This is a genomic window from Microbispora sp. H10885, assembly GCF_014161415.1.
Lineage (GTDB): Bacteria > Actinomycetota > Actinomycetes > Streptosporangiales > Streptosporangiaceae > Microbispora > Microbispora triticiradicis.
The window spans coordinates 787,063-811,852 of sequence record NZ_JABBWY010000002.1 but is presented as its reverse complement, the minus strand read 5'-3'; the positions used below and the strand labels follow the sequence as shown (position 1 = coordinate 811,852).

General features: G+C 72.1%; 22 protein-coding genes. 14 read left to right on the top strand and 8 right to left on the bottom strand.

The window, feature by feature from the left end:
* Positions 1-25 precede the first annotated feature (25 nt).
* Both HHX37_RS08565 and HHX37_RS08560 read right to left on the bottom strand, forming a co-directional pair.
* Complete coding sequence (locus tag HHX37_RS08565) at positions 26-982, bottom strand: TIGR03885 family FMN-dependent LLM class oxidoreductase (protein WP_182882864.1); 957 nt, start codon at positions 980-982, stop codon at positions 26-28.
* 65 nt (positions 983-1,047) lie between these two features.
* Entirely contained in the window at positions 1,048-2,877 is a 1,830-nt protein-coding gene (locus HHX37_RS08560; RefSeq protein ID WP_182885020.1) for a glycosyltransferase family 39 protein, read from the bottom strand.
* Positions 2,878-3,643: 766 nt separating this feature from the next.
* Between HHX37_RS08560 and HHX37_RS08555 the strand changes: the two genes are divergently transcribed.
* Positions 3,644-4,891, top strand: coding sequence for a mannosyltransferase family protein (locus HHX37_RS08555; RefSeq protein ID WP_310740310.1), 1,248 nt, complete (start codon positions 3,644-3,646; stop codon positions 4,889-4,891).
* A 44-nt stretch (positions 4,892-4,935) separates the two neighbouring features.
* Positions 4,936-5,547: an FMN-binding negative transcriptional regulator gene (locus HHX37_RS08550; RefSeq protein WP_182882862.1), complete on the top strand. Its 612-nt coding sequence runs from the start codon at positions 4,936-4,938 to the stop codon at positions 5,545-5,547.
* Positions 5,548-5,568: 21 nt separating this feature from the next.
* Here the strand turns inward: HHX37_RS08550 and pntB are convergent, their stop codons facing one another.
* Complete coding sequence (gene pntB, locus HHX37_RS08545; protein ID WP_182882861.1) at positions 5,569-6,975, bottom strand: Re/Si-specific NAD(P)(+) transhydrogenase subunit beta; 1,407 nt, start codon at positions 6,973-6,975, stop codon at positions 5,569-5,571.
* 2 nt (positions 6,976-6,977) lie between these two features.
* Positions 6,978-8,534, bottom strand: a complete 1,557-nt coding sequence (locus tag HHX37_RS08540) for a Re/Si-specific NAD(P)(+) transhydrogenase subunit alpha (protein WP_182885019.1) — start codon at positions 8,532-8,534, stop codon at positions 6,978-6,980.
* Positions 8,535-8,861: 327 nt separating this feature from the next.
* Here HHX37_RS08540 and HHX37_RS08535 point away from each other — a divergent pair, with 327 nt between their 5' ends.
* A complete protein-coding gene (locus tag HHX37_RS08535; RefSeq protein WP_310740308.1) occupies positions 8,862-9,989 on the top strand; it encodes a winged helix DNA-binding domain-containing protein in 1,128 nt (375 codons plus the stop codon).
* A gap of 40 nt (positions 9,990-10,029) precedes the next feature.
* On the top strand, positions 10,030-11,532 hold the full coding sequence (locus HHX37_RS08530) for an AAA family ATPase (protein WP_182885018.1): 1,503 nt from the start codon (positions 10,030-10,032) through the stop codon (positions 11,530-11,532).
* Between the two features lie 101 nt (positions 11,533-11,633).
* Here HHX37_RS08530 and HHX37_RS08525 read toward each other — a convergent pair whose 3' ends face one another.
* Both HHX37_RS08525 and HHX37_RS08520 read right to left on the bottom strand, forming a co-directional pair.
* Positions 11,634-12,434: an ABC transporter permease gene (locus HHX37_RS08525; protein WP_182885017.1), complete on the bottom strand. Its 801-nt coding sequence runs from the start codon at positions 12,432-12,434 to the stop codon at positions 11,634-11,636.
* 29 nt (positions 12,435-12,463) lie between these two features.
* Positions 12,464-13,183 carry an ABC transporter ATP-binding protein gene (locus HHX37_RS08520; protein ID WP_182885016.1) on the bottom strand — a complete coding sequence of 240 codons (720 nt, stop codon included), beginning with the start codon at positions 13,181-13,183 and terminating at the stop codon, positions 12,464-12,466.
* Positions 13,184-13,347: 164 nt separating this feature from the next.
* Here HHX37_RS08520 and HHX37_RS08515 point away from each other — a divergent pair, with 164 nt between their 5' ends.
* The 3 genes from HHX37_RS08515 to HHX37_RS08505 all read left to right on the top strand — a co-directional run bounded on the left by HHX37_RS08515 (position 13,348) and on the right by HHX37_RS08505 (position 16,412).
* Positions 13,348-14,526, top strand: coding sequence for a sensor histidine kinase (locus HHX37_RS08515; protein WP_182882856.1), 1,179 nt, complete (start codon positions 13,348-13,350; stop codon positions 14,524-14,526).
* Complete coding sequence (locus tag HHX37_RS08510) at positions 14,501-15,163, top strand: response regulator transcription factor (RefSeq protein ID WP_310740307.1); 663 nt, start codon at positions 14,501-14,503, stop codon at positions 15,161-15,163. Before HHX37_RS08515 ends, HHX37_RS08510 begins: the two co-directional genes overlap by 26 nt.
* 73 nt (positions 15,164-15,236) lie before the next feature.
* Positions 15,237-16,412: an erythromycin esterase family protein gene (locus tag HHX37_RS08505; RefSeq protein ID WP_182885014.1), complete on the top strand. Its 1,176-nt coding sequence runs from the start codon at positions 15,237-15,239 to the stop codon at positions 16,410-16,412.
* A gap of 72 nt (positions 16,413-16,484) precedes the next feature.
* On the opposite strand, the gene HHX37_RS08500 is transcribed toward HHX37_RS08505, so the two are convergent.
* Positions 16,485-17,303 (bottom strand): alpha/beta fold hydrolase, encoded by an 819-nt coding sequence (locus tag HHX37_RS08500; RefSeq protein WP_182885013.1) that lies wholly within the window; start codon positions 17,301-17,303, stop codon positions 16,485-16,487.
* A gap of 85 nt (positions 17,304-17,388) precedes the next feature.
* Between HHX37_RS08500 and HHX37_RS08495 the strand changes: the two genes are divergently transcribed.
* From HHX37_RS08495 to HHX37_RS37635, 7 genes are all read left to right on the top strand, one after another.
* Complete coding sequence (locus HHX37_RS08495; protein WP_310738306.1) at positions 17,389-17,850, top strand: MarR family winged helix-turn-helix transcriptional regulator; 462 nt, start codon at positions 17,389-17,391, stop codon at positions 17,848-17,850.
* A gap of 747 nt (positions 17,851-18,597) precedes the next feature.
* Positions 18,598-20,151, top strand: coding sequence for an S-methyl-5-thioribose-1-phosphate isomerase (gene mtnA, locus HHX37_RS08490; protein WP_182885012.1), 1,554 nt, complete (start codon positions 18,598-18,600; stop codon positions 20,149-20,151).
* Positions 20,148-20,819, top strand: coding sequence for a methylthioribulose 1-phosphate dehydratase (gene mtnB / locus HHX37_RS08485; RefSeq protein WP_182882851.1), 672 nt, complete (start codon positions 20,148-20,150; stop codon positions 20,817-20,819). The genes mtnA and mtnB overlap by 4 nt, the downstream gene beginning before the upstream one ends.
* On the top strand, positions 20,816-21,391 hold the full coding sequence (locus HHX37_RS08480; RefSeq protein ID WP_182885011.1) for a 1,2-dihydroxy-3-keto-5-methylthiopentene dioxygenase: 576 nt from the start codon (positions 20,816-20,818) through the stop codon (positions 21,389-21,391). Before mtnB ends, HHX37_RS08480 begins: the two co-directional genes overlap by 4 nt.
* Positions 21,388-22,077 carry an acireductone synthase gene (gene mtnC, locus HHX37_RS08475; protein WP_182874396.1) on the top strand — a complete coding sequence of 230 codons (690 nt, stop codon included), beginning with the start codon at positions 21,388-21,390 and terminating at the stop codon, positions 22,075-22,077. Before HHX37_RS08480 ends, mtnC begins: the two co-directional genes overlap by 4 nt.
* A gap of 83 nt (positions 22,078-22,160) precedes the next feature.
* Positions 22,161-23,006: an S-methyl-5'-thioadenosine phosphorylase gene (locus tag HHX37_RS08470; protein ID WP_182874449.1), complete on the top strand. Its 846-nt coding sequence runs from the start codon at positions 22,161-22,163 to the stop codon at positions 23,004-23,006.
* 113 nt (positions 23,007-23,119) lie between these two features.
* Complete coding sequence (locus HHX37_RS37635; protein WP_182874395.1) at positions 23,120-23,860, top strand: helix-turn-helix transcriptional regulator; 741 nt, start codon at positions 23,120-23,122, stop codon at positions 23,858-23,860.
* Here HHX37_RS37635 and HHX37_RS08460 read toward each other — a convergent pair.
* On the bottom strand, positions 23,769-24,773 hold the full coding sequence (locus tag HHX37_RS08460; RefSeq protein ID WP_182885010.1) for a DMT family transporter: 1,005 nt from the start codon (positions 24,771-24,773) through the stop codon (positions 23,769-23,771). The genes HHX37_RS37635 and HHX37_RS08460 overlap by 92 nt on opposite strands.
* Positions 24,774-24,790: the final 17 nt, after the last annotated feature.

Sequence of the window (24,790 nt, the reverse complement as noted above, 5' to 3'; positions counted from 1 at the left end):
GCCGTACGACGGGTCGCGGTCGACGTCAGCGCAGTGCGGGCAGGACCTTGGCCCCGAAGGCGTCGATGAACGGCAGCAGGTCCTGGCCCACATGGTGCAGGTAGACGCGGTCGAAGCCGAGGTCCGCGTAGCCGCGCAGCCAGTCGACGTGCCGGTCGAGGTCGGCGGAGACGTTGACCACACCGCGCACCTGCTCGACGGTGACGTGCTCGGAGACGACGTCGAAGTGCTCCACCAGTTCCAGGTCCCAGGAGACGGGCGGGCCGAAGACGTTGCTGCGCCACTGGTCGTGGGCGATCGCCTCCGCCTCCTCCTCGGTCGGCGCCCAGCTCAGGTGGACCTGTAGGCAGACCGGTCCGCGTCCACCCGCGTCACGGTACGCCGCGATCATCTCGCGCAGGTGGTCCTCGGGGGCGTTGACCGTGACCAGGCCGTCCGCCCACTCCGCGCACCGGGCCGCCGTACCGGTGCTCACCGCCGCGCCGATCAGCGGCGGCGGGGTGTCCGGGCGGGTCCAGAGGCGGGCACGGTCGACGGTCACCAGGCCGTCATGGGTGACCGTCTTCCCGTCGAGCAGGTCGCGGATGACGTCCACGCACTCGCGCAGGCGGGCGTCGCGGACCTCCTTGCGCGGCCACTGCTCGCCGGTGATGTGCTCGTTGCTGTACTCGCCGCTGCCGAGCGCGGCCCAGAACCGGCCCGGGAACATCGCGCCGAGGGTCCCGATCGCCTGGGCGACGATCGCCGGGTGGTAGCGCTGCCCGGGGGCGTTCACGACGCCGAAGGTGAGGCCGGTGGCCTGAAGCGCGGCGCCGAGCCAGGACCAGGCGAAGGCCGACTCGCCCTGCCGTTCGCTCCAGGGGGAGAAGTGGTCGGAACACATGGCGGCGTCGAAGCCGGCACGCTCGGCGGCGATCATCGCGGTGAGGAGGTCGGCGGGCGGGATCTGCTCGTGGGAGGCGTGGATTCCATACTCCGTCATGCGCCACGCTGCTACCCCGGCGGAGGCGGGGCCAACCGCCGCCGGGGCCACTGTGGGCTGACCGGCTAACCGGCGCAGTGGTTCTCGGCCATGGCCGTGTTCCCCGCGGTGCTGCCGAGGGACGCCGCCGTGTTCCAGTCGGCGCACGCGGCGCGGGTGTCGCCCAGGCGCGACTCGGCCACCCCGCGCTGGTGATAGGCGTCGGCGTATCCGGGAAACAGTCCGATCGCCGTGTTCAGATCGGATACGGCTCCCTGCGGGTTGCCCAGCTCGGTCCCGGCCACACCGCGGAGGTAGTACGCCTCCGCCAGTTGCGAGTCGTACTGGACGGCGGCGGAGAGGTCCGCGTAGGCCCCCTGGTAGTCGCGCAGGGCGATCCTGGTCTTCCCGCGCTCGTTGTAGCCGGCGGCGAAGGTCGGCAGTCGCGACACCACGTTGTCGAGTTCGGCGAGCGCCCCAGAGTAGTCGCCGTTGTGATACCTGGTCATGCCCAGGTAGTGGTGCGCGAGCATGAAGTCGGGGTCGAGTTCGACGGTGCGCTCGAAGTCGGCGGTGGCGCCGTCGTACCGGCCGTCGCGGAACCTGGCGATGCCCCGGGCGTTGTATGTGAACGCCACGCCCGGTTCCTTGGCGATGGCGTCGCTCATGATGGTCTCCGTGTTCCGCCAGGCGGTGTTCCGGACGACCGTCAGCGTGGCGAAGAACGCGACGAACACCGCCATCACGCCGATCACGCAGGCCCGCAGCCTGCGGTCGCGATGCAAGAGCGCCTTCTCCGCGAAACAGGCCGCGACCAGGAAGAGACCCAGATAGGGCAGGTACGCGTACCTGTTCGCGTGGTAGCCGTCGATGAGGAGCACGGCCTGGGCCGGGGCGACGCCGGCCAGGAAGAACCCGAGCCCGAACACCACGACCCTGCGGGCCGGCTTGACCAGCAGGAGAAGGGCGGCCCCTGCCACGAGGACGAGGGGGCAGAGGAAGAAGAGCCAGGACAACGGTTTGCGGGGGTACTCGTACGCGAGGGACAGGTGGAGCGGAGAGACCACCTGCACCAGATGGTTGCCCACCGCCGAGCAGGCCAGAAGGAACCGGTCGAGGATCGTGTACCCCTGCGGCGGGACCACGTCCTCCCGCACGTTCAGCGCGACGAGAATCGCGGCCGCGGAGACGGCGAGAAAGGGAATCTTCTCGAACAGCACGCGGCGGGACAGCGGGCGGCCCCGGAAGAAGTCGACGAGGAACAACATGAGGGGAAGCACGACCGCGGTCGACTTGGAGAGCACGGCCAGTCCGAAGAGAAGCAACGACCAGACCAGCGGCGGCCACCGCTCCGACTCCAGGTGACGCAGGTACGCCAGCAGCGCGGTCAGCGTGAAAAGCGTGGCCAGCAGGTTGCTGCGGGTGGATATCCAGGCGACCGAGTCGACGTTCACGGGATGGATCGCGAACGCCGCCGCCACGAAAGCGGCCGGGAAGAGGCGCTCGGTCAGCCGGCGGATCAGCAGGAACACCAGGACCACGTTGACCAGGTGCAGCACCACGTTGGTGAAGTGGTACACGCCCGCCGCGCCCTGGCCGAACAGATAGTCCACCGCGTACGACACGTATACCAGTGGTGTGTACATGAACTGGAGCGGAGTGGTGAACCAGTGGCCGATGTTGGCCGCGCTGAACTCCCGGATGGAGATGTTGTCGATCACGCCCTCGGGGTCGTCGAAGTAGACGAAGCCGTTGCCGATCCCGTTGGCGTGCACGGCGAAGGCCACCGCGACGATCGCGAACAGGATCTGCCGTCGCAGGGTCCGATCCTGCCGTTCGTCCGAGGCCGCGCGAGCGGCGGCGATGCGAGCGTTCCGGCGGGTGGCCGGGCGAGCGGCCGGGCGGGCGGGCGTCATCGCACCTCTCCAGCGGCCGACGGGCACCGGGCCCGCCCGGACGGCATGTCGGGGGAGGGCCGGGAGGGGAGGCCGCCCGGACTCCATCCCCTGGTGCGCGGTCTTCTCAACATCACGCATCTTCCTGTGCCATGCACATGGGGGGCTTACGCGGACGGGAAACCGGCCACGGCGCACGCGCCTGTCACCGCGATGTGCAGCGGAGCAAATATGACGCGGTGGGACGTGTCAAGATCCCGGCCCGCCTCCACGCGCACCGCACGCAGGCGGCAACCAGGGTTCTCCCGTTCTTGACCAGGGCTCCGGTGCAGGCCTCTTCGAGCCGCCTCGATGAAAATTTCACCTGTGCCGCCGTCCGGCGCGGCCCGGTCACCCCGGCATGTCGTCCGGCCGATCCCGCCTCGCGCGGTGAACGAGGGGCGGCCTTCGCGATCTCCGGCGATGGAATTTTCAGGCCGGGCGCCGGCGGCCCCGTCCGATGGCGGAGCGAACCCCGACGTCAGGGACGGCCACCGGAGGCGGCGGGCGTCGACAGTGGCTTTCGTACGGATTCGGACTGGCGCCCGGGCTCAGGACCTTGACATCATCTCCGATCATGGGCGCGTCCGCGCTCGCCCGTACGGCCCCCGGTGCGGCAGGACCCCCGGCGTGCCCGCGGCCGCGCGGAGCAGGACCGGTCCGGCGGCAGACTCCGCCGGAGGCGGAAGGACGTACGGCCACCGCGTACGCACGGCGGTGCCGGCAGGGGCGAGTGGAGGGGCGGCACGTGACGGCTTCTGTCCAGGAGACCGGCCGCGACCCGGAGCGCGGGGAGCGGCCCGGGACGGACCCGGAGGATCGCGGGCCGGACGCGGAGGAGCCCGGGCACGGCGACGAGAGTCCTCCGCCGGAGGGCGCCTCCGCCGAGGCGGCGGAGCGGAACGCCACGGTCCGGGACGCGCTGCTGCTGTGGGTCGGCACCAGGGCCGGGATCGTCCTCATGGCGGTCTACGGCGTCCTGGCCGTCTCCGGCACCAACAGGGCCCCGCTGCTGGAGCGGTGGCACTACTGGGACGTCGACCTGTTCCGGGAGATCGCGGAGTTCGGCTACGGCGGCGACCCGAACCAGGACCCCGACCCAGGGCTGCCGGCCTTCTTCCCCGGCCTGCCGCTGGCGCTGCGCCTGGTCCACCTGGTGGTCCACGACTGGACCCTGGCCGGACTGATCATCTCGTTCCTGGCCGGCGCGGTGGCGATGGTGGCGCTGGCCAAGCTCGCCGACCTGGAGGCGCCCGTCGGCGCCGGGCGCTGGGCGGTGCTGGCCCTGCTGCTGTGCCCGCCCGCCGTCTTCCTGTTCGCCGGCTACTCCGAGGCGCTCTTCCTCGCCTTCGCGCTGCCCGCCTGGCTGGCCGTACGGCGCCGCAACTGGGCGGTGGCCTGCGCCCTGGCCGCCGGGGCGTCCTGCGTACGGGTGACCGGCCTGTTCCTGGCCGCGGCGCTCGTAACGGAGTTCGTCGTCAGCAGGATCCGCAGGGACGGCTGGACCGGCTGGCGCGACGCGCCCTGGCTGCTGCTGCCGTTCGCGCCGATCGTCGCCTACTCCGCCTACCAGCACTCCCGTACGGGCGACTGGCTGGCCTGGAACCACGCCCAGGAGGCCGGCTGGGGCCGGAGGATGGTCTGGCCCTGGGAGTCGTTCCGCTCGACCTGGGACATGACCGGCGACGCCACGTTCGGGCCGATGTTCCGCCTGGAGCTCGCGGTGGCGATCGTGGGGCTGCTGCTGCTCGTCTGGCTCCTGGTCACCCGCCGCTGGGCCGAGTTCGTCTACGTCGGGCTCCAGGTGGCCGTGCTCACCACGTCGACGTTCTACATGTCGATGCCCCGGGGAGCGCTGCTGTGGTGGCCGCTGTGGGTGCTCGTCGGCCGTACGGCCGCCCGGCACAGATGGGTGATCATCCTCTACGCCACCGTGATCGGGCCGCTCACGGTGCCGATGGTCATCTCCTTCATGAACAGCTCCTGGACCGGCTGACCACCACCCCGGGGCGGGCCGAGGGCTCCGCCTAGAGTGGGAGCATGCTGATCCATCCGTGGGACGCCGCGACGGAGGAGGAGGCGCTGGCCTTCGTCCGGGCGAGCGAGTTCGGCCACCTCATCGCGTCGGGACGCGGTCGCGACGTGCCGGTCGTCGTGCCGACCCAGTTCCTCCTCGCCGACGCCTCGACGGTCCTGCTCCATCTGGCCCGGCCCAACCCCGTGTGGGCGGCGATCGAGGAGAACCCCGCGGTCCTGCTCTCCCTGGCCGGCGACTGGGCGTACGTCAGGGGCGCGTGGAAGGTGCTGCCGGACAGCGGCGAGGACCCCCGGCTCGGCATCCCGACCACGTACTACGCCGCCGTGCAGCTGGTCTGCCACGCGGAGATCGTCGACGACGCCGAGGGCAAGGCGGAGATCCTCCGCGCCCAGCTCGCCCGGCTCGACGACGGGCTCGCCGATCCCGCCGAGCACCGCAGGTCCCTGCCCGGGATCCGCGGCCTGCGGCTCGCGATCCAGAAGATCGACGGCAAGTTCAAGTACGGCGGGAACGTGGACGAGGCCCACCGCCGGTACGTCGCCGAACGGCTCGCGGAACGCGGCGGCCCCGGGGACGAGGCCGCCCGCGGTCACCTCCTCCGCAGGCTGGGGTGACCGGCCGGGGCGACCCGTCGGTCAGAGCGCCGCGACGATCTCCTCGACGCGCTGCCGCGCGTCGCCGAAGAGCATCCGGGTGTTGTCCCGGAAGAACAAGGGGTTCTGCACGCCCGCGTAGCCGGTGGCCATCGACCGTTTGAAGACGACGACGCGGTCCGCCTCCCACACGCGCAGGACGGGCATGCCGGCGATGGGACTGTCCGGGTCCTCGACGGCCGCCGGGTTGACGGTGTCGTTGGCCCCGATGACCAGGACGACGGAGGTCCCGGCGAAGTCGTCGTTGATCTCGTCCATCTCCAGCACGACGTCGTACGGCACCTTGGCCTCGGCGAGCAGGACGTTCATGTGACCCGGCAGGCGCCCGGCGACGGGGTGGATGCCGAAGCGGACCTCCACCCCGCGGTCGCGCAGCCTGCGGGTGAGCTCGGCCACGGGATACTGCGCCTGGGCGACCGCCATGCCGTACCCGGGGGCGATGATCACCGACTTGGCGTCCTTCAGCAGCTCGGCGGTGTCGCCGGCCGTGACCTCCTGGTGCTCCCCGTAGTCGGCCTCGACGGCGTGCCCCGCCTCGACGCCGAAGCCCCCGGCGATCACCGACAGGAACGAGCGGTTCATCGCCTGGCACATGATGTACGACAGATAGGCGCCGGACGAGCCGACCAGCGCGCCGGTGACGATCAGCAGGTTGTTGTCGAGCAGGAAGCCGGACGCCGCGGCCGCCCAGCCGGAGTAGCTGTTGAGCATCGAGACCACGACGGGCATGTCGCCGCCGCCGATGGAGGCGACCAGGTGCCAGCCCAGCGACAGCGCCACGGCGGTCAGCGCGACGAGCAGCCCGAGGCCGGGGGAGGCCACGAAGAGCACGGTCAGGACCGCGAACGCGGCGAGCGCGCCCAGGTTCAGGTAGTTCTTGCCGGGCAGCGTCATGGGCCTGGAGTCGATCCGGGCCGACAGCTTGAGGAACGCGACGACCGACCCGGTGAAGGTCAGCGCCCCGATGAACACCCCGATGGACACCTCGGCGTGATGGATGCCGAGCAGCGAGCCGGCGGCCTCCGGCCGCGCCGCGCCGCCCTCCTCGACCTGGAGGAAGCCGTTCCATCCCACCAGGACGGCGGCGAGGCCGACGAAGCTGTGCAGGATGGCGATCAGTTCCGGCATGGCGGTCATCTCGACGACCCGGGCCCGCCAGAGCCCGACGGCGGCGCCGATCGCCATCGCGGCCACGAGCAGGGCGACCGCGGGGACGTCGCCGCCGTCTGCGGCGAGGGCGACCGTGGCGGCGAGGGCGACGACCATGCCGGCGACGCCGGACACGACACCGGAGCGCGCGGTCTCGTGCCTGGACAGGCCGGCGAGGCTGAGGATGAACAGCAGGGCCGCGACGATGTAGGCGGCCTGCGCGGCGGTGGTGAGAGTCACGGTCAGCTCCTCGTGAACATGCCGAGCATGCGCCGGGTCACGGCGAAGCCGCCGAAGATGTTGATGCTCGCCAGCAGGATCGCGACGAAGGCCAGGGCGGTGACCACCCCGCCCCCCTGCCCGATCTGCAGCAGCGCGCCGACGACGATGATCCCCGAGACGGCGTTGGTGATCGACATCAGCGGCGTGTGCAGCGCGTGGTGGACGTTCCCGATGACGTAGTAGCCGATCACGATCGACAGGACGAAGACGGTGACGTGCTCGATCAGCGCGTTCGGCGAGAGGGCGGTCAGCAGGAACAGCGCGACGGCGACGGCGGCGACGAGCAGGTGCCGTCGCCGGCCCGGCGGGGGTGACGGCGTCGCCACGGGCGCCGGAGGCGGCGGCGCCGCGGTCGCGGCCGGTGCGGCGGGGGCCGCGCTGACCGCGATCGGCGGGGGCGGCCAGGTCTTCTCGCCGTCGCGGACGACGGTCATCGCCCGCTGCACGGGATCGTCGAAGTCCAGCCTCACGTGGCCGTCCTTGTCCGGCGTGAGCAGTTTCATCAGGTTGACGAGGTTGGTGCCGTACAGCTGCGAGGCCTGCGCGGGCAGCCGCCCGGCGAGGTCGGTGTATCCGATGATCGTCACGCCGTTGGCGGTGACGACCACCTCCCCGGCCCGGGTGCCGGCGACGTTCCCGCCCTGCGCGGCGGCCATGTCGACGATGACGCTGCCCGGGCGCATCAGCGCCACGTGCTCGGCCGTGAGCAGCGTGGGGGCCGGGCGCCCCGGGATGAGCGCCGTGGTGACGACGATGTCGACGTCCGCGGCCTGCTCGGCGTACATCTCGGCGGCGCGCAGGTCGTAGTCCCGCGAGGTCTCCCTGGCGTACCCGTCCGCGCCCGACCGCTGGGCGACCCCGACGTCGAGGAACTCCGCGCCGAGCGACCGCACCTGCTCGGCCACCTCGGGCCGGGGGTCGGTGGCCCGCACGATCGCGCCCAGGCTGACCGCCGTGGCCGTCGCCGCCAGCCCGGCCACGCCCGCCCCCGCCACGAGGACCTTCGCCGGGGGGATCTTCCCGGCCGCGGTCACCTGGCCGGTGAAGAACCGCCCGAACGCGTGCGCCGCCTCGATCACCGCGCGGTACCCGGCGATGTTCGCCATCGAGCTCAGCACGTCGAGCGACTGCGCGCGGGAGATCCGGGGCACGGCGTCCATCGCCAGCACGGTCACCGGCCGCCGCGTGAGCGCGTCCAGCAGGTCCGGGTTCGCCGCCGGGCCGATCAGGGAGACGAGCGTCGCGCCGTCGCGCAGCGCCGCGATCTCCTCCTCCGCCGGGGCGTTCACCTTCAGCACGACGCCGGCGCCCCACGTCTCCTCCCGGCCGCCGATCCGCGCGCCCGCCCGGACGTACGCGTCGTCCGTGAAGCCCGATCTCTCGCCGGCGCCGGCTTCGACGATCACCTCGTAGCCGAGTGAGAGCAGTTGCGGGATGGTGGCCGGGGTGGCCGCGACCCGGGTCTCACCCGGCGCCGATTCGGCGACGACGCCCAGGCGCTGAGCTGCATGACTCATCGCGGAAATGGTCCTTCCTGTCACGCGGGTCGCCGGGTGGCCGGCCCCGCTGCCGCGCCGCCCGCCGCTCGCTCGTGGCTCGCGGTGGTACGGCGTGACGGTGTGCCGGGCCGTGGCCGGCCGGACAGCCATGAAAGGGGCGGATGCGGTGTGATGCGACGTACGGAGGAAGTCTCCCCAGTTTTCCCCTTTGGGATCAAGGCATCGCCGCAGTAGTTCCGTCATCGCGAACCACCGGACGTGCTCACCCGCACGTCGCCGATGATCCGGTGGTCGTACGGCCGGGAGCGGAGGCGCCCTGTCGTACCCAGGGTGTAGAAGGGTGGCGTGATTCCTGAGACGACCTGGGCGCGGGTGCTCGCCTGGAGGCTGAGGCGGCAGTACGTCGAGCCCGTGAGCGGCGGCGACGCGGTGGCCGTCGTCCGGCGGCTGTGCGGGGTGCAGGCGCAGGTCGCCTCGTCGGCGGCGCTGGCGGTCGCCGTGCGGCAGCGGAACCCGGCTCCCGGCGAGATCGACGGCGCGCTGTGGCGTGACCGGACGCTGGTCAAGACCTGGACGATGCGCGGCACGCTTCATCTGCTGCCGGCGGACGAGTTCCCCGCCTACCGTGCCGCCCTCGGGACGCACCGGTTCTGGGAGAAGGGCTCCTGGCAGCGCGGCCACGGGGTGTCCGCCCGGGAGATCGAGGCGGTCGTGGAGGCCGTGCCACGCGTCCTGTCCGGCCGGGTGCTGACGCGGGAGGAACTCGTCGAGGCGGTCGTCGACGCGACGGGGGAGGCGCACCTGAGGGAGGCGCTCACGTCCGGCTGGGGCGCGCTGCTCAAGCCGCTCAGCTTCCTGGGCGAGCTCTGCTACGGGCCGCCGCGCGACGGCAGGGTCACCTTCACCACCCCGGCGGGCTGGCTGCCGGACGGCGGGGGTGAGCCGCTGCCGGCGGACGAGGGGGGAGCGCGCCTGCTCCGCGCGTTCCTCGGCGCGCACGGCCCGGCCACGCCGGCGATGTTCGACGCGTGGCTCTTACGGGGCACCACGCCGAAGGCGGTCCTGCGCGGCTGGTTCCACCGGCTGCGCGACGAACTCGCGGAGGTCGAGGTGGACGGCGTGCCCGCCGTGCTGCCGGCCGAGCACCTGGACGACCTGCTGGCGTGCCCCCCGTCCGAGGAGGTGCGTCTGCTGCCCGGCTTCGACCAGTTCATCCTGGGAGCCCCGCGCGACCTGGAACCTCTCCTGCCGAAGGCCGTGCGCCCCAGGGTGAGCCGCGCGGCCGGATGGATCTCGCCCGTCGTCGTGTACCGGGGCCGGGTGGCCGGGGTCTGGGAGGCCAAGGAGGGGCGGCCGGTCGTGGAGCTCTTCGAACCGGTGCCGGAGAACCTCCTCGCCGCCGAGGCCGAGCGTACGGCCGCGCTTCTCGGAGGCCTCCAGACTCCGGGCGCCGGCCTGACACCGAGAGGATAATCACGGGCGAAGCGCCGCGAAGCCTGCCACTGTGGACGGCATGGATCTCACCGACGCCGAGAACCTGGCTCGGGCGCTGAGCGGCCTTCTGAACGAGGCCCGCCGGAGCATCGACGAGGGCCGGGAGTCTCCCGAGCTCGTGGCGCGGGTCACCGGGCACCTCGGGTGCGACCTGCGGCGCGTCGTGAACGTCGCCGAGAGCTTCCCCAGCTGGGAACACGTCAACCTGCAGCGCGGCACGGACGCGTACCTGGCGGCGTACAGCCCCGGCGCCGAGTGGGCAGGCGTCACCGGCCAGGGGCGCGAGCACACCGAACTCGTCGACATGCTCGTCAGCGCCGCCCGCGGCTGGGAGCGGTTCGAGCCGGGTGCGGTCGACTACGCGACGGCGGCGACCGGGCCCGACCGGACCACGGAGGTCGTCTCGCTCGGCCTGGTCCTGACCCGGTCTCCGGAGGGCGTTCCGGTCGTGCTGAGCCTGCGGGGCCCCCACGAGCACGGCGCGCCGGAGTGCCGGCTCGTCGTGCTCGCCCCCGACCGGGCGAGCGCGACCGCCACCCGCGACGAGGTCGAGCGGCTCATGCGCGCCGACGACGTCTACCGGGGGCAGGTCCTGTCGTTCCAGTGGAGCGAGCACCGGGGCAACGACCTCGTCACCTTCCTGCCCCGGCCGGACCTCGACGCCGAGCAGGTGATCCTGCCCGAAGGCGTGCTCGGCACGATCGAACGGCACATCGTCGGCATCGGCGAGCAGGCCGACCGGCTGCGCGCGCACGGGCAGCACCTGAAGCGGGGCCTGCTGCTGCACGGCCCGCCCGGCACGGGCAAGACGCACACGGTCCGCTACCTCATGGGCCGGATGACCGGCTGCACGGTCATCGTGATGACGGGCGCCGCGATCCGCTTCGTCGCGCAGGCGGCCGGTCTCGCCCGGCGGCTGCAACCGGCGATCGTCGTGCTGGAGGACGTGGACCTGGTGGCCCGCGACCGCTCCTTCACCGAGGACGGCAACCCGCTGCTGTTCGCCCTGCTGGACGCCATGGACGGCGTGGGGGCGGACGCGGACATCACGTTCGTGCTCACCACGAACCGCGCGGACGTGCTGGAGCGGGCGCTGGCCGACCGTCCGGGCAGGGTTGACCTGGCTGTGGAGATTCCCCGGCCCGACGCGGCCGGTCGGGCCGCCCTGCTGCGCCTGTACGCGCGTGACCTGCGGCTGGAGGCCGACCTGGAACCGGTCGTCGCGAGGACCGAGGGCGCCACCGCGTCGTTCTTCAAGGAACTGCTGCGCCGGGCCGTGCTGTCCGCGCTGCGCGCCGGGGACGGGACACCCGTGCTCACGGACGAGCACGTCGGGCGGGCGCTGGAGGAGATGCTGGGCGAGCGCGAGGCGCTCACCAGGTCCCTGATCGGCGCGGGGGAGCGGGGCCCTGACGGCTACGAGGACGAGGAGGACGCGGCGGAGTTTCCGGTCGTCACCGGTGGAGGCCCGGTGCCCGGTGCCTACGTTTCGAGGCTCCGTCTCGATTTCGACGGGCCCTGACGGCAGCGCCGCGCAATGCCGCCCCCGCCTCCCGCCACGGCCCCGCCACGGCCCCGCCCCCGCCACGGGCGCCGGCCGGGCCGCCGCGGGAAGGCCGCCGGTCAGATCACCTCCTTGCGGAGCACGCGGATCAGACCGGCGGTCATCGGGACGACGATCCACAGAGTGGCCGACGCCGCGAGCCGCGCGCCGTCGCTCCAGGTCAGGTCGCCGGTCATCAGGGGCGCGGACGTGGTGCCGAGATCAAGCCATCCGGCGAGGGCCGCGCCGCCCGGGCCGAGCCGGGCGGCCGCGCTCCAGAGCATCGGAGCCGTCAGGCAGATCACGATCGCGCTCGGCGCGTTCAGGAGCAGGGCGCCGAGGGCGAGCCCCGTCGCGGTCACCAGGACGTTCGCCCCGGTCCAGCCGAGCAGCGCGGCGGGATCGACGTCCCAGACGGGGGGAGTGTTCCGGACGCCCGCCGCGACGGCCGTCACCGGGACCGCGACCAGCATGGCCAGCAGCGAGAGCAGCACGGTCGCGGCCAGGGGCGGCACGCACTTGGCCGCGATGACGCGATGACGCCGTGGTTCGAGCGCGAAGGTGGTCAACGCGGTGCGGTGCGTCCACTCGCCGGTCATCGTGAGGATGCCGAGCACCGGGAGCAGGGTGCCGAGGGCGATCCCGGCGGTGAAGATCAGCCTCTGCGGTTCCGGGCCGGCCACGGTGGCGCGTGCGGCGACGGACGCGACCACCAGCGCGACCAGGAGCACCGCGATGACCTTTCCGCTGCGGGTGCCGGCGAGCTTGCGGGTCTCGGCCCGCAGCAGCCTGCGAAAGGGGATGGGCAGGTCCTCGGTCGTCGTGCCGTCCTCCGCGGCCGTGGCGTGCGGGCCTTCGGGGCGGCGCGTGCGGGTGGTCATCCTGTGGTCCTCCGTAACCGGGCCGTGTGTCACTTGGGGAGCGCCGTGCGGGCGGTGTTCGCGGTCAGTTCGAGGAAGGTCCGTTCGAGGCCGCCGCCCCGGCCGAGTTCTGCGGCCGTGCCCTGGGCGAGCACGCGGCCCCGGCCGATCACGACGATGTGGTCCGCCACCTGCTCCACCTCGTGCAGCAGGTGTGAGCTGAGCAGCACCGCGCACCCGGTGCCGGCGAGGTCGCGCAGCAGGTGACGCATCCAGTGGATGCCCTGGGGATCGAGACCGTTGACGGGCTCGTCCAGGACGAGCACCTCGGGACGGCCGAGGAGCGCGTGCGCGATCCCGAGCCGCTGCCGCATGCCGAGTGAGTAGCCGCCGACCCTCCGCCTGCTCTCCCGCTCGGTCAGCCCCACCAGGCCGAGCACCTCGCCGACCCGTGCGCGCGGCAGCCCGAGGGTGACCGCGCCGAGCGTCAGCACCTCCCTGCCGGTGTGGCCCGGGTGCCGGGCCCCGGCGTCGAGCAGCGTGCCCACCCGCAGCCCCGGGCAGGCCATCTCGGCGTACGGGCGGCCCAGAACGGTCGCCGTGCCCGAGGAGGGGCGGGCGAGCCCGACCAGGATGCGCAGGGCCGTCGACTTCCCGGCGCCGTTGGGGCCGAGGAAGCCGGTGACGCTCCCGGGTTCGACGGTGAAGGACACGTCGTCGAGCGCCTTCACCTTGCCGTAGTCCTTGCTGACGTGCCTGAACTCGATCACGGTGCCAGTTCATCGCGGGCCGGGCGGCCGCCGCATCAGACCCGGGGCCGCCGGCGGCCGACGTGAGGCGGTATGCCGGCGCTGACAATCGATACCTTCGGCTGCCCACACGTCGACCCAGGTCGCTGAACACCAGCTCAGCGCGGTCTCTAGGCTGTGGGGCTGTGCGTGCCCGACCGGAGTACCAGCCGCCCCTGGACAGGAGGGGCGTCGCGCTGCGCTACCTGTGCGCCGTGGTGCCCATGCTTTTCCACGGGGTGGTGCTGGCCTGGCTCGTCGCGCAGGACGGGAGCCGCCTCGCCCAGGCGCTGACCGACGTGGGGCTGGGCGTCCTCGGTCTGGTCCTGATGCGGTGGCGGCGCCGGTGGCCGTGGCAGATCGCGGTGGCGACCGTCCTGCTGACCGCCGTCTCCGCCACGGCGACCGGTCCCGCGCTGGTCGCGTACGTGTCGCTGGTGACCCATCGCCGGTGGAGCCGGACGATCCCCGTCGCGGTCGTGTCGGTGCTGTGCCTGCTGGCGGGCGCCGTCCAAGGCGGGATCACCCAGGCCACCTACGTCTCCACGGTATCGGGGGTGACGATCCTCGGCGCGCTCACGGTCTTCGGCCTCTACCTGCGCGGACGCCGCGACCTGGAGCTCTCGCTGCGGGAGCGGGCGCTGGCCGTCGAGCGCGAGCAGCGTCAGCGGATCGAGCAGGCACGGCTGGCGGAGCGCGTCAAGATCGCGCAGGAGATGCACGACGTGCTCGCGCACCGGATCTCCCTGCTGGCGATGCTGGCCGGAGGACTGGCGTACCGGACGGACCTCACACCCGAGCAGACGCGTGAGGCCGCGCTGGCCGTTCAGGAGAACGCGCACCAGTCGCTCAACGAGCTGCGCACGGTGCTGGGCACCCTCCGCGACGACGGCGAGCTGGAGGCGCCGCAGCCCGGCCTGGACCACCTGGACGCGCTGTTCGGCGAGGTCCGCGCCGCCGGTCAGCGGGTGGAGGTGGACGACAGCGTCGACGGCCGGGACCGGCTTCCCGCGCCGACGGGCCGGCACGCGTACCGGATCGTGCAGGAGGCCCTCACCAACGCGCGCAAGCACGCGCCGGGCAGCCTGGTCACCGCGGAACTCGGCGGCCGGCCGGGGGAGGGCCTGCGGATCCGGGTGACGAACCCGGCCAGGCCCGGCTCGTCCCCCGGGCCGGGTGGCAGGCTGGGCCTGGTGGGCCTGGCGGAACGGACCCGGATGGCCGGCGGCACCCTCAGCCACACGATCCGGGATGGTCGTTTCATCCTCGATGTCCGATTGCCATGGGAGAGTGCGGAGCGTGACCCGACTGGTGCTGGTGGATGACGACCCGATGGTGCGGACCGGCCTGCGCCTGATCCTCGGCGGAGAACCCGACCTGGAGATCGTCGGCGAGGCGGAGGACGGGCGGCGGGCCATGGAGGTGATCCGCGACCTGCGCCCCGACCTCGTGCTGCTGGACATCCGGATGCCCGGCCAGGACGGGCTGACCACCACCGAGATGCTGCGAGCCTGGCCGGAGCCGCCGCGGATCCTCGTGCTCACCACGTTCGACGCCGACGAGATGGTGCAGCGGGCGCTGCGGCTCGGCGCGGACGGCTTCCTGCTGAAGGACACCCCGCCGCCCCGGATGATCGAGGCGGTCCGCGCCGTCGCGAGGGGCGAGCCCGTGCTGTCCCCGAGCGTCGCCAGGCAGGTGATCGCCGCGGCCACCGCCGGAGGGGAACCGCCCCGTCCGCAGGCGAGGACGGAACTCGGCAGGCTGACCGAGCGGGAACTGGAGGTCGCGGTCGAGGTGGCGCGGGGCAGCTCCAACACCGAGATCGCCGAGCGCCTCTACATGAGCGTCGCCACCGTGAAGGCGAACGTCACCAGGATCTTCGCCAAGCTCGGCGCCGAGAACCGCGTGCAGGTGGCGATGAGGGTACGCGACGCGGGCCTCCTGGGAGACGCCGCGGATTGAGAGTTCCGCCCCGGCGAGCGGGGAACTTCACCGGGGAAGCCTCAACCAATGGTTCAACGATACCGTTGAGATCATGGACATCAATGAGTTAGCCCGGCCGCTCGACGGCGCGGCCGTCTCGGCGTTCCTCCGGTCGCTGCCGGCCGAACCCCTGCTGCTCGGACTGGGCGAGGCCAGGCACGGGGTGGAGGCGTTGCTCGAACTGCGCAACGACGTCTTCCGGCATCTGGTCGAGCACGAGGGCTACCGGTCGTTCGCCATCGAGAGCGACTGTCTCATGGGCCTGGTGGTGGACGACTACGTCGCGACGGGCGCGGGCGGTCTCGACGACGTCATGGAACGCGGCTTCAGCCACGGCTTCGGCGCCTACCCGGCCAACCGCGAGCTCGTCCGCTGGATGCGCGCGTACAACGAGGAGCACGACGAGAGGCTCCGGTTCTTCGGCTTCGACGGCCCGCTGGAGATCAGCGGCGCCGCGAGCCCGCGCGAGGCGCTCACCGGCCTGTACGGCTATCTCGCCGAGCGGCTGGACCCCTCGTTGCTCCCCTGTGCCCCCGAGACCCTGGACGAGCTTCTCGGCCCGGACGACCGGTGGACGAACCCCGCCGCCGCCCTGGATCCGTCCCAGTCGATCGGACGGTCCGCCGAGGCGCAGCGGCTGCGGCTGATCGCCGACGACCTGGTGGCGTTCCTCGACGCGCAGGCGCCGCAGCTCGGCGGGCCGGACGAGGACCTGGCGGCCCTGTACGGACGCACCGCCACCGGCCTGCTCCGCTACCACCACTGGATCGCCGACACGTCGCCGGCCCGGCTCACCTGGCTGATGAGCCTGCGCGACCAGATGATGGCCGCCAACCTGCGGGCCGTCGCGGGGCACGGTCCTGCCCTGGTCTTCGCGCACAACCGTCACCTGCAGCGGGACAAGAGCTTCCTGCTCCTGGGCGACGCGCCGGTGGAGTGGTGGAGCGCGGGGGCCATCGCGGGCGTGGGCCTGGGCGACCGGTACGCCTTTCTGGCCTCTGCCTTCGGCACGGTCGGCGGCGACGTCCCGCCCCCGGACACCGTCGAGGGCCTGCTGTCGGAGGTCCCGCCGGGCCGCTCCCTCGTCGACGCCCGCCGCCTGGCCGACACCCTCCTCGAACCGAGCCCGCGCGTCTCGCGGGACTTCGCCTACTTCCCCCTCGACCCCGCCCAGCTTCACACGATCGACGGCATCGTCTTCCTGAAGGAGACCGGCGACCTGGACTGATCCGCGGGCACCGAGAACAGCCCTCTCGCGCGTACGCCTGGGAGTCACCGTCTCGCGGTCGCGGCCCGTCGTTCAGGCGGCCAGGAGATCGAGGATCCGGGTGGCGTACGCGCGGGGGTGGGTCGTGTTCCCGTTGTGGCCGCCGGGGAACTCCCGCGCCTCCACGCCGAGGAGGGTGGCGAGCTCGTGCGCGCACCGGTAGTCGAAGACGTGCCGGGGCGTGGTGCGCCCGAAGGCCGGGATGACGCGGACCGGCGTTTCCCCGAGCGCGGCGACGTCGAGCGTGTCGCGGACCACGGCGCCGAAGTCGTTGCGGATGAAGAAGTCGAAGCCGGCCCGCCTCCGGTCGTCCAGCGGATGCGGGGTCAGTCCGGGCTCGGTGTCCTGGGCCACGGGGTCGATGCCCAGCGCTGCGGCGATCTCGGCGAAGGTGTCGGCGAGGCCGCGCTCGCGGTAGAGGTCCTGTAGTTCCTCCAGCTCCCGGATGTGGCGGACGCGTTCGGGAGCCGGGAGGAGGCCGGGAGCGACCGGCTCGTGCGCGATCAGGGTGTCCAGCTGCTCCGGATGCTCGACGGCCAGGTGCAGCCCGATGACGGCGCCGAAGCTGCATCCGAGCATGTGCGCCGGCCGGTCGGTCACCGCGGCGAGCAGGCGATGGGCGTCGTCCACGTGGTCGGCCATGCTCGCCCCCCGGTCCGGGTCGTCCAGAGCGCTGCGAGACAGCCCACGCCGGTCGTAGGTGATCACGGTGTGGTCGCCGGCGAGGTGCCGGACCAGGTCGGTGGTGCGATCGGCGTCGCCCTCCCCGCTCTGCGAGATCAGGAGCACGGGACCGGTGCCGTGCACCTCGTAGTACAGGGTCGCGCCGTTCGCGCGCAGCAAGCCGCTCATCTGGTCATCCCTTCAGGACAGGTGGCCTCGACGCACACCATAATCCATCAAATCTGATGCATCAAGGATGATGTATTGTGGGAGAGTGAACGGAGTCGACCTCTTCCTGCTCGGCAGGACCCTCATGAAGATCGGCGAAGAGGCCATGCCGGTCGAGGACATCACCCCGTCGAGAACGACGCAGGCCGCGAGTCTCCGGACGGTGCTGGTGGTCGTGGCCGATCTTCGTGCCCACCCGGAGACCTCCGTCGGGGAGATCGCGACGCGGACGGGACTGCCACAGAGCGCTGTGTCGGCGGCCGTCGCCCGGCTGAAGGAGGCCGGGGCGGTCGTGACGGCCCCCGATCCGGCCGACCGCCGCCGGGTCGTGATCAGGACGGCCCCCGAGGTCTCGGACCGGGTGGAGGCCGTGCGGGCGGCCGGTGTCGAAGGACCCCTGGCGGCGGCTCTGGGTACGGAGGATCCGGCGCGGGTCGCCGAGGTCGTCGCGGCGCTCGAGTTCCTCGCAGGCCGCCTCGCTCCGGGATCGGCCCCGCGCCGCCCCTGACGGCGGGAGGCCGGTGGTCGCCGGGCTCTGCCCCCGTTCGTCGTCGCGTTCACGCCCGAGCGCGGCTCATTCCCGGCCACTACCGGGCCACGTACCCGCCTGCCACCAATGCCGGTGGTCACGGGCCGCCATCGAATGGTTTCGGCATTCCCGCCTGGATATGAGTTCCGAGTTCGCGGGCGAATCACCTTCTGTTCGGGATCGCCTCGGCTTTCAGTACGACGCGCTTCTCCTCCTGCCGGACCCGAAAGGCCGGCGCGAACTCGTGGGCTTCGACGCGGAGAGCCGGGACGCGCAGGAGCCGCTCAAGCGATTTCGGGCTGCTGAGTGCAGGTGTGACAAGCCCTGATGTGGGCCGACGCCGCTGCCGTCCGGGACCGGAAATATATCGGTCTTTCTTAGTCCTCCATTTCCGGATGAGTCCGCGATTCGCCGCGAAGCGTGACGGAATGCGACCTTCCCGATAGTGCTGCCATCGACGATTGCGGTGGTCCGTTGCCTTTTCGAGCGCCGGGTTGACTGATCCTTACACTCAATATTAAGGTATATGTCAGGATTGTCGGTTTCGTTCCCATCCCTTCGGTCCGCGTGGCGCGGCAGGGCTGTCGAAGTATTCGGGGGTTCCATGACGAGGGAAAAACGCGTGCGTCGGCGTCCGTACGACGATGAATTTCCTGAATTCCCTTCCGCGACGCGCCGGGGCACGGCCCCCGTGATCCACCCTGTCCGTGCGGAGGGGGAGATCTGATGGCCGGGAACCGGCTGACGACCTCGCTCGGCTGGGACGACGGCGCGGTGGTCGCCGTCGACCAGCGCGCGCTTCCCCATGAGTACCGGTTGCTGCGGCTGGAAACGGTCGAGCACCTGGTCGAGGCCATCCGGTCCCTCGCGATCCGCGGGGCCCCGGCGATCGGGCTGGCCGGAGCGCTGGGAGTGGCGCTGTCCGTGTGGCGGCATTCCGACGGGAAGACCGTCGACGTGCGGGCCGTCCACCGCGACGCCACGCTCCTGGCCGAGGCGCGGCCCACCGCGGTCAACCTCCGCTGGGGGGTGAGCCGGGCGTTGCGCCGTCTCCCGGACGGCCCGGAAGGCGTTCTGGCCGAGGCGTTGGCCATGCTCGACGAGGACGCCGCGACCAACCGGTCGGCCGCCGGCCGGGCCGCGGACCTGGTGATCTCCCTGACGGCGGATCGCCCTGCCCGGATTCTCACCCACTGCAACACCGGCCGCCTGGCCACCGCCGCGGTCGGCACCGCTCTCGGCGCCATCCTCGAGCTGGCCGGCCGGGGCCGGGTCGAGGAGGTGCTGGTCGACGAGACCAGGCCCCTGCTCCAGGGGGCGCGCCTCACCACCTGGGAGCTCGGCGAGGCGGGCGTGCCCCACAGGCTGTGCGTGGACGCCGCCGCGGCCGCCGCCATGGCGCGGGGACTGGTCGACTGCGTGCTCGTGGGGGCGGACCGGATCGCGGTGAACGGCGACGTCGCCAACAAGATCGGCACCTACGGGCTCGCCCTGGCCGCGGCCCGTCACGGTGTCCCCTTCATCGTCGTCGCGCCGGAGTCCACGTGTGACCCGACCCTGGCCGACGGATCGGGGATCGTGCTGGAGGAGCGGGGCCCCGAGGAGGTGACCGGCTTCGGCGGGGTCCAGGTGGCCCCCGCCCGCTCCGCGGTGTTCAACCCCGCGTTCGACGTCACACCCGCGGAGCTGATCACCGCCATAGTCACGGAACGGCGGGTGATACGCCCCCAGGGAGACGGCGACCGGGATTCCCTGGCGGAGCGGGTGGCGGCACAGACCCGGGAGGTCGCCGACTTCCCCTTCCCCGGAGTCCGCTTCCAGGACCTGTCGGGCGTCTACGCGCAGCCCCGGTTGGTGCGGGACCTGGCGCATGCTCTGGCCGGCGCGTACAGGGGGAGCTTCGATCATGTTCTCGCCGTCGAGGCGCGCGGATTCCTGCTCGGCATGGCGGTGGCACAGGCGTCGGCGAAACCGCTGACGCTGTGCCGCAAGCCCGGCAAACTCCCCGGCCCCCTGCACACCGTCTCCTACGACCTGGAGTACGGGACCGACACTCTGCAGATACAGCGCGATCGGATCCCTCCGGACGCGCGGGTGCTCGTCGTGGACGACGTGCTGGCCACCGGGGGGACCCTGGCCGCCGCGGAGAAGCTGGTCACGGCCGGCGGGGGACGGGTCTGCGGGCACGGAGTCGTACTGGAGATCGCCGCGCTGGCCGGGCGGCGGCGACTCTACCCGTCGCAGGTCTTCGCGGTGCACACGGTGGGCGGTGCCCAATGATCACGAACGTGGACCACGACGTCGCCGCCCGGTCCCTGGCGGAGACGGCCCGTGAACTGTACGCGCGAGGCTGGATGGAGGGGACGGCGGGCAATCTGTCCACGCGCCTGCCCCACGAGGCCGGCCATGCGCTGATAACGGCCAGTGGCCGCGGCAAGGGCAGGCTCACGGCGGCCGACACGGTGGAGGTCCGCATCGCGACGGGGGCGCCGGTCAGGCCGGACGCGCCCCGGCCCTCGGCGGAGACCGCGATCCACATGGCGCTGTTACGCCTCTTCGGCGATTGCGGCGCGGTCGTGCACGCGCACCCGCCCTACGCCACCATCGCCGCGGCCCATGCGTGGGAGAGCGATACGGAGGCGGAGATTCCCCTCATCCGCTTCCGCGACTTCGAGCTCATCAAGGGGTTCGGGGTCCGTGATCCGGCCGAGGTGGCGGTCCCGGTGTTCCCCAACTGGCCTCGGGTCGCCCGGATCGGCGAGGACATCGAAAGGCACTTCACCGGCCTGCCGCCGGGATTCCCCACCGTGCTGCTGATCGCCCATCACGGGGCGACCGCCTGGGGGCCCGACCTGGACAGCGCCCGTGACCGGCTGGAATGCCTGGAGGCACTGTGCCGGCTCCGGTATCTGAACTCCGTGGCTACAACGATTCAGGAGACTCCATGACCATGCTCCGCGTCTTCGCCGAAGACGGCCGTCCCCTCTCCCGGACCAGGGATCAGAGCGAGATCGCCCGGCAACTGGCACCTCTGGGAATCCGATTCGAGCAGTGGGCCGCCGCCGCCCGGCTGTCCTCCACCGCGGGCCAGGACGAGGTGCTGGAGGCCTACCGCGCCGACGTCGACCGGCTCAGCGCGGAGAACGGCTACCGGTTGGTGGACGTGGTGCGCATGCACCCCGGAGAGGCGGACGCGTCCCGGGAGGCGGAGATCGCCCGGGCGAGGGAGAAGTTCCTCAGCGAGCACGCCCACGCCGAGGACGAGGTGCGCTTCTTCGTCGAAGGGCGCGGCTGCTTCTATCTCCACCTGGACGACCGGGTGTACGCGGTGGTCTGCGAGGCCGGAGACCTGCTGGGAGTGCCGGCGGGCACCCGGCACTGGTTCGACATGGGCCGGGCGCCGCATTTCTGCGCCATCCGGTTCTTCCAGGAGGAGGACGGCTGGCTCGCCGAATTCACGGGGAACCCGATCGCCACCCGGATCCCCTACCTCGACGAGCTGCTCGCGCCGGTCCCGTGAGCGACGCCATCGTGGTGGACATCGAAGGAACCACGAGTTCCGGCTCCCATGTCCACACCCAGCTCTTCCCCTACTCCCGCAGGCGCGTCCCCGAGTGGATCCGGAGACCGGACCCCGGCGTCGCCGCGATCGTCGAGGAGGTTCGCGCCGTGGCCGGTCGTCCGGGCGCGTCCCTCAGCGAGGTCGCCGCCATCCTTCGCGGCTGGATCGACGCGGACGTCAAGGCGGCTCCGCTCAAGACCCTGCAGGGGCTCATCTGGGAGGCCGGATTCACCTCCGGGGAACTGACCTCGCACCTCTACCCGGACGTGCCCCACGCCCTGCGGGACTGGCACGCGCACGGGCGCCGGCTGTACGTGTACTCCTCGGGGTCCGTGCTGGCGCAGCGCCTGTGGTTCCGCCATACCCCGTACGGCGATCTCTCCCAGTGCCTCTCGGGGTACTTCGACATCCGCAACGCCGGCCCCAAGCGAGAGGCGGCCTCCTACGCCGCCATCACGGCCGCCATCGGCGTTCCCGGCCCGCGGACGCTGTTCCTCTCCGACACGCCGGACGAACTGGACGCCGCCCGGCGGGCGGGCTGGCGGACGGCACAGGTTCTCCGTCCCGAGGAGGGGGCGGCCCCGGCACCGGGGCACGTCCAGGTGACCGGCTTCCACGAGGTGGCGGAGGCGGCGGCCTGGTAGCCGCGCCCTCCCCTCCCCGCGACGGCGGCCGCATCCCCTCCCACCCTCGGGCCGCGTCCGACGACACCCTTGGAAAGGTGATCATGGTTGACCACACCACTGCGCGGGGCTCCGGCGAGGCTCCCGTCGCGGAGATCGCCGTCATCGGCGGCAGCGGCTTCTACTCCTTCATCGAGGACCCCCAGGAGTTCCGGCTGACGACCCCGTACGGCGAGCCCTCCGACGCGGTCGCCGTCGGCAGGGTCGGCGGACGAATGGTGGCCTTTCTCCCGCGCCACGGCCGTGGCCACGAGCATCCTCCGCATCGCATCAACTACCGCGCGAACATGTGGGCGCTGAGGTCGCTCGGGGTCCGGCAGGTCCTCGCGCCCTGCGCGGTCGGCTCGCTCCGGCCCGAGCACGGCCCCGGCACGCTCGTCGTCCCCGACGGACTCGTCGACCGCACCAGCGGCCGGGCGCAGACCTACTTCGACACCGGCGCCGTACATGTGCCGTTCGCGGATCCGTACTGCCCGGTCGGCCGCGGCATCGTGGTGAAGACGGCCACCGAGTCCTGGGGCGAGATCGTCGACGGCGGCGCCATGGTCGTCGTCGAGGGGCCGCGTTTCTCCACCCGCACGGAGTCCCAGTGGTACGCCCGGCAGGGGTGGTCCCTGGTCAACATGACCGGCCACCCGGAAGCCGTCCTCGCCAGGGAGCTCGCGCTGTGCTACACGCCCGTCGCGCTCGTCACCGACTTCGACGCCGGCATCGACGCGGAGAGCGCGGTGAGCCAGGCGGAGGTCTTCCGTGTCTTCTCGGCCAACATCGAGCGGCTGCGGGGTCTCCTGCGCGAGGTCGTGCGGGCGCTGCCCACCGAGAGGAACTGTCTCTGCGCGCACGCCCACGACGGCATCGAACTTCCCTTCACGCTGCCGGGCCGGCACTGATCGTCGCGTGGTCCGGGCGAGGCCTCGCCCGGGGTGCCGGTCGTGACGGGGTCGATGTGACCGTGGTGACCCACCCGCACCCGTCCGTCCCAACTGAGGAGTGTCGATCTCACGTGTCCACGCTCGACCTGGATCAATCCTCGATCGAGTTCCACCGGATGATCGCGCGGAAAGACGTCGTCGGCCTCGAACTGCTGAGCACCGCCGAGGCCGTGCAGGCGCACCTCGCCGACGCCGCGAAGCGGTGCACCGGCGAGGTGCTGGCGGTCTACGCCTGCGGCTTCCCCTCGCAGAGCGTCCTGCGCGGCTCGGCCGAGCGGGACTTCGGCGCCGTCGCGCGAGGCGCTCGGATGAAGGTCTGCTGGCAGCACTCGATGATCGCCAGCACCCGCCTGACCTGGTACGTCGACGCCGCCCGCGGCCTGGGGGCCGAGATCCGCGGCTGCGACCAGTCGCCCCACCGTTTCGTCATCTACGACGACGTGGTCTTCTTTCCCCGGGACGCGCTGGCCGAGGACGAGCCCGGCGCGGTCATGACGCGGGCTCCCGCCGCGGTCGAGTACTTCCGGGCGCAGCACCGCTTCTACTGGTCGGGAGGCAGGCCCGTCGCCGCGGCGGGGGAGGGGGGCGAGGCGGACGAGTTCATCGAGAGCGACCTCGCGCGGGACATCGTCCGGCTGCTGGCCCAGGGTGAGAAGGACGAGGTGGTCTCCCGCAAGCTCGGGATCTCCCTGCGTACCTGCCGGGCGCACGTCGCACGGATCATGAAGGTGCTCGGCGCCAGGAGTCGCTTCCAGGCGGGGGTGTACGCGGCTCGGACGGGACTGGCCGGGGACTCTTCCCGCCGGCGGTGAGGCGGTCGCCGGCGCGACGGACGGCCGCCACCGCGATGCCCGCCGCGATCAGCGCGGCGCCCGCCACGTGGAAGGCGTGGATGCGCTCCCCGAGGGCGAAGAAGGCCAGCACCGCTCCGAAGACCGGCATCAGATGGAGGAACTGCCCCGCCCGCGCCCCGCCGACGAGCTCGACTCCGCGGTTGTAACAGAAGTAGGACAGGATCGAGGGGATCAGAGCCACGTAGGCGACGGCGGCGACGGCCCCCGCGGTGACGTGGACGACGTGACCGCCGGCGGCTTCGGCCACGGCCAGAGGCGCCAGCATGAGAGCGCCGAGGCCGAATGTGGCCGTCAGGAGGCTCACCGGGTTCACCTGGGGCCTCCGGCGCAGCAGGGCGGTGTAGAGGGCGTAGCTCACCACGGCCACGAAGATCCATCCGTCGCCCGCCCGCAGCCGCAGGTCACCGGACCCCAGCGGGCTGCCCTGGGTGACCACGAGCCAGACCCCGGCCAGGGAGACGACGAGCCCTGCCACCTGGGCCACGCCCGGCCGTTCGCGGAACAACGCGAACGCGAACACCACGATCAGCAGCGGCATGACCGACTGCATCAGCAGCGCGTTGATCGCCGTGGTCGTCTGCAGCCCGGTGTAGATCAGGGTGTTGTACGCGGCGACGCCGAAGATCGACAGCGCCAGCACCGTCACCCAGTGCCGGACGAGGGTCCGCCGATCCTGCCGCAGCTTCCGCCATCCGAACGGGAGGAGGACGACGAACGCCGTCAGCCAGCGCAGGAAGGCCAGGGTCGCCGGCGGGACCGAGTCGTGGACGAGCCTCCCGACGATGAAGTTGCCCGACCAGCCGAGCACGGCGAGACAGAGAAGCGGAACCGGGGATCCGTAAAGCCTGCCTGCCAGCCCGCCCGGTCGCATCCGTCTCCTCCATCCCT

Coding starts and splice junctions, on each gene's coding strand:
- HHX37_RS08460 (WP_182885010.1), bottom strand. CDS start 24,773: ATGCGACCGGGCGGGCTGGCAGGCAGGCTTTACGGATCCCCGGTTCCG.
- HHX37_RS08530 (WP_182885018.1), top strand. CDS start 10,030: ATGGATCTCACCGACGCCGAGAACCTGGCTCGGGCGCTGAGCGGCCTT.
- mtnB (WP_182882851.1), top strand. CDS start 20,148: ATGATCACGAACGTGGACCACGACGTCGCCGCCCGGTCCCTGGCGGAG.
- HHX37_RS08540 (WP_182885019.1), bottom strand. CDS start 8,534: ATGAGTCATGCAGCTCAGCGCCTGGGCGTCGTCGCCGAATCGGCGCCG.
- HHX37_RS08480 (WP_182885011.1), top strand. CDS start 20,816: ATGACCATGCTCCGCGTCTTCGCCGAAGACGGCCGTCCCCTCTCCCGG.
- HHX37_RS08505 (WP_182885014.1), top strand. CDS start 15,237: ATGGACATCAATGAGTTAGCCCGGCCGCTCGACGGCGCGGCCGTCTCG.
- HHX37_RS08560 (WP_182885020.1), bottom strand. CDS start 2,877: ATGACGCCCGCCCGCCCGGCCGCTCGCCCGGCCACCCGCCGGAACGCT.
- HHX37_RS08470 (WP_182874449.1), top strand. CDS start 22,161: ATGGTTGACCACACCACTGCGCGGGGCTCCGGCGAGGCTCCCGTCGCG.
- HHX37_RS08525 (WP_182885017.1), bottom strand. CDS start 12,434: ATGACCACCCGCACGCGCCGCCCCGAAGGCCCGCACGCCACGGCCGCG.
- HHX37_RS08550 (WP_182882862.1), top strand. CDS start 4,936: ATGCTGATCCATCCGTGGGACGCCGCGACGGAGGAGGAGGCGCTGGCC.
- HHX37_RS08500 (WP_182885013.1), bottom strand. CDS start 17,303: ATGAGCGGCTTGCTGCGCGCGAACGGCGCGACCCTGTACTACGAGGTG.
- HHX37_RS08565 (WP_182882864.1), bottom strand. CDS start 982: ATGACGGAGTATGGAATCCACGCCTCCCACGAGCAGATCCCGCCCGCC.
- mtnA (WP_182885012.1), top strand. CDS start 18,598: ATGGCCGGGAACCGGCTGACGACCTCGCTCGGCTGGGACGACGGCGCG.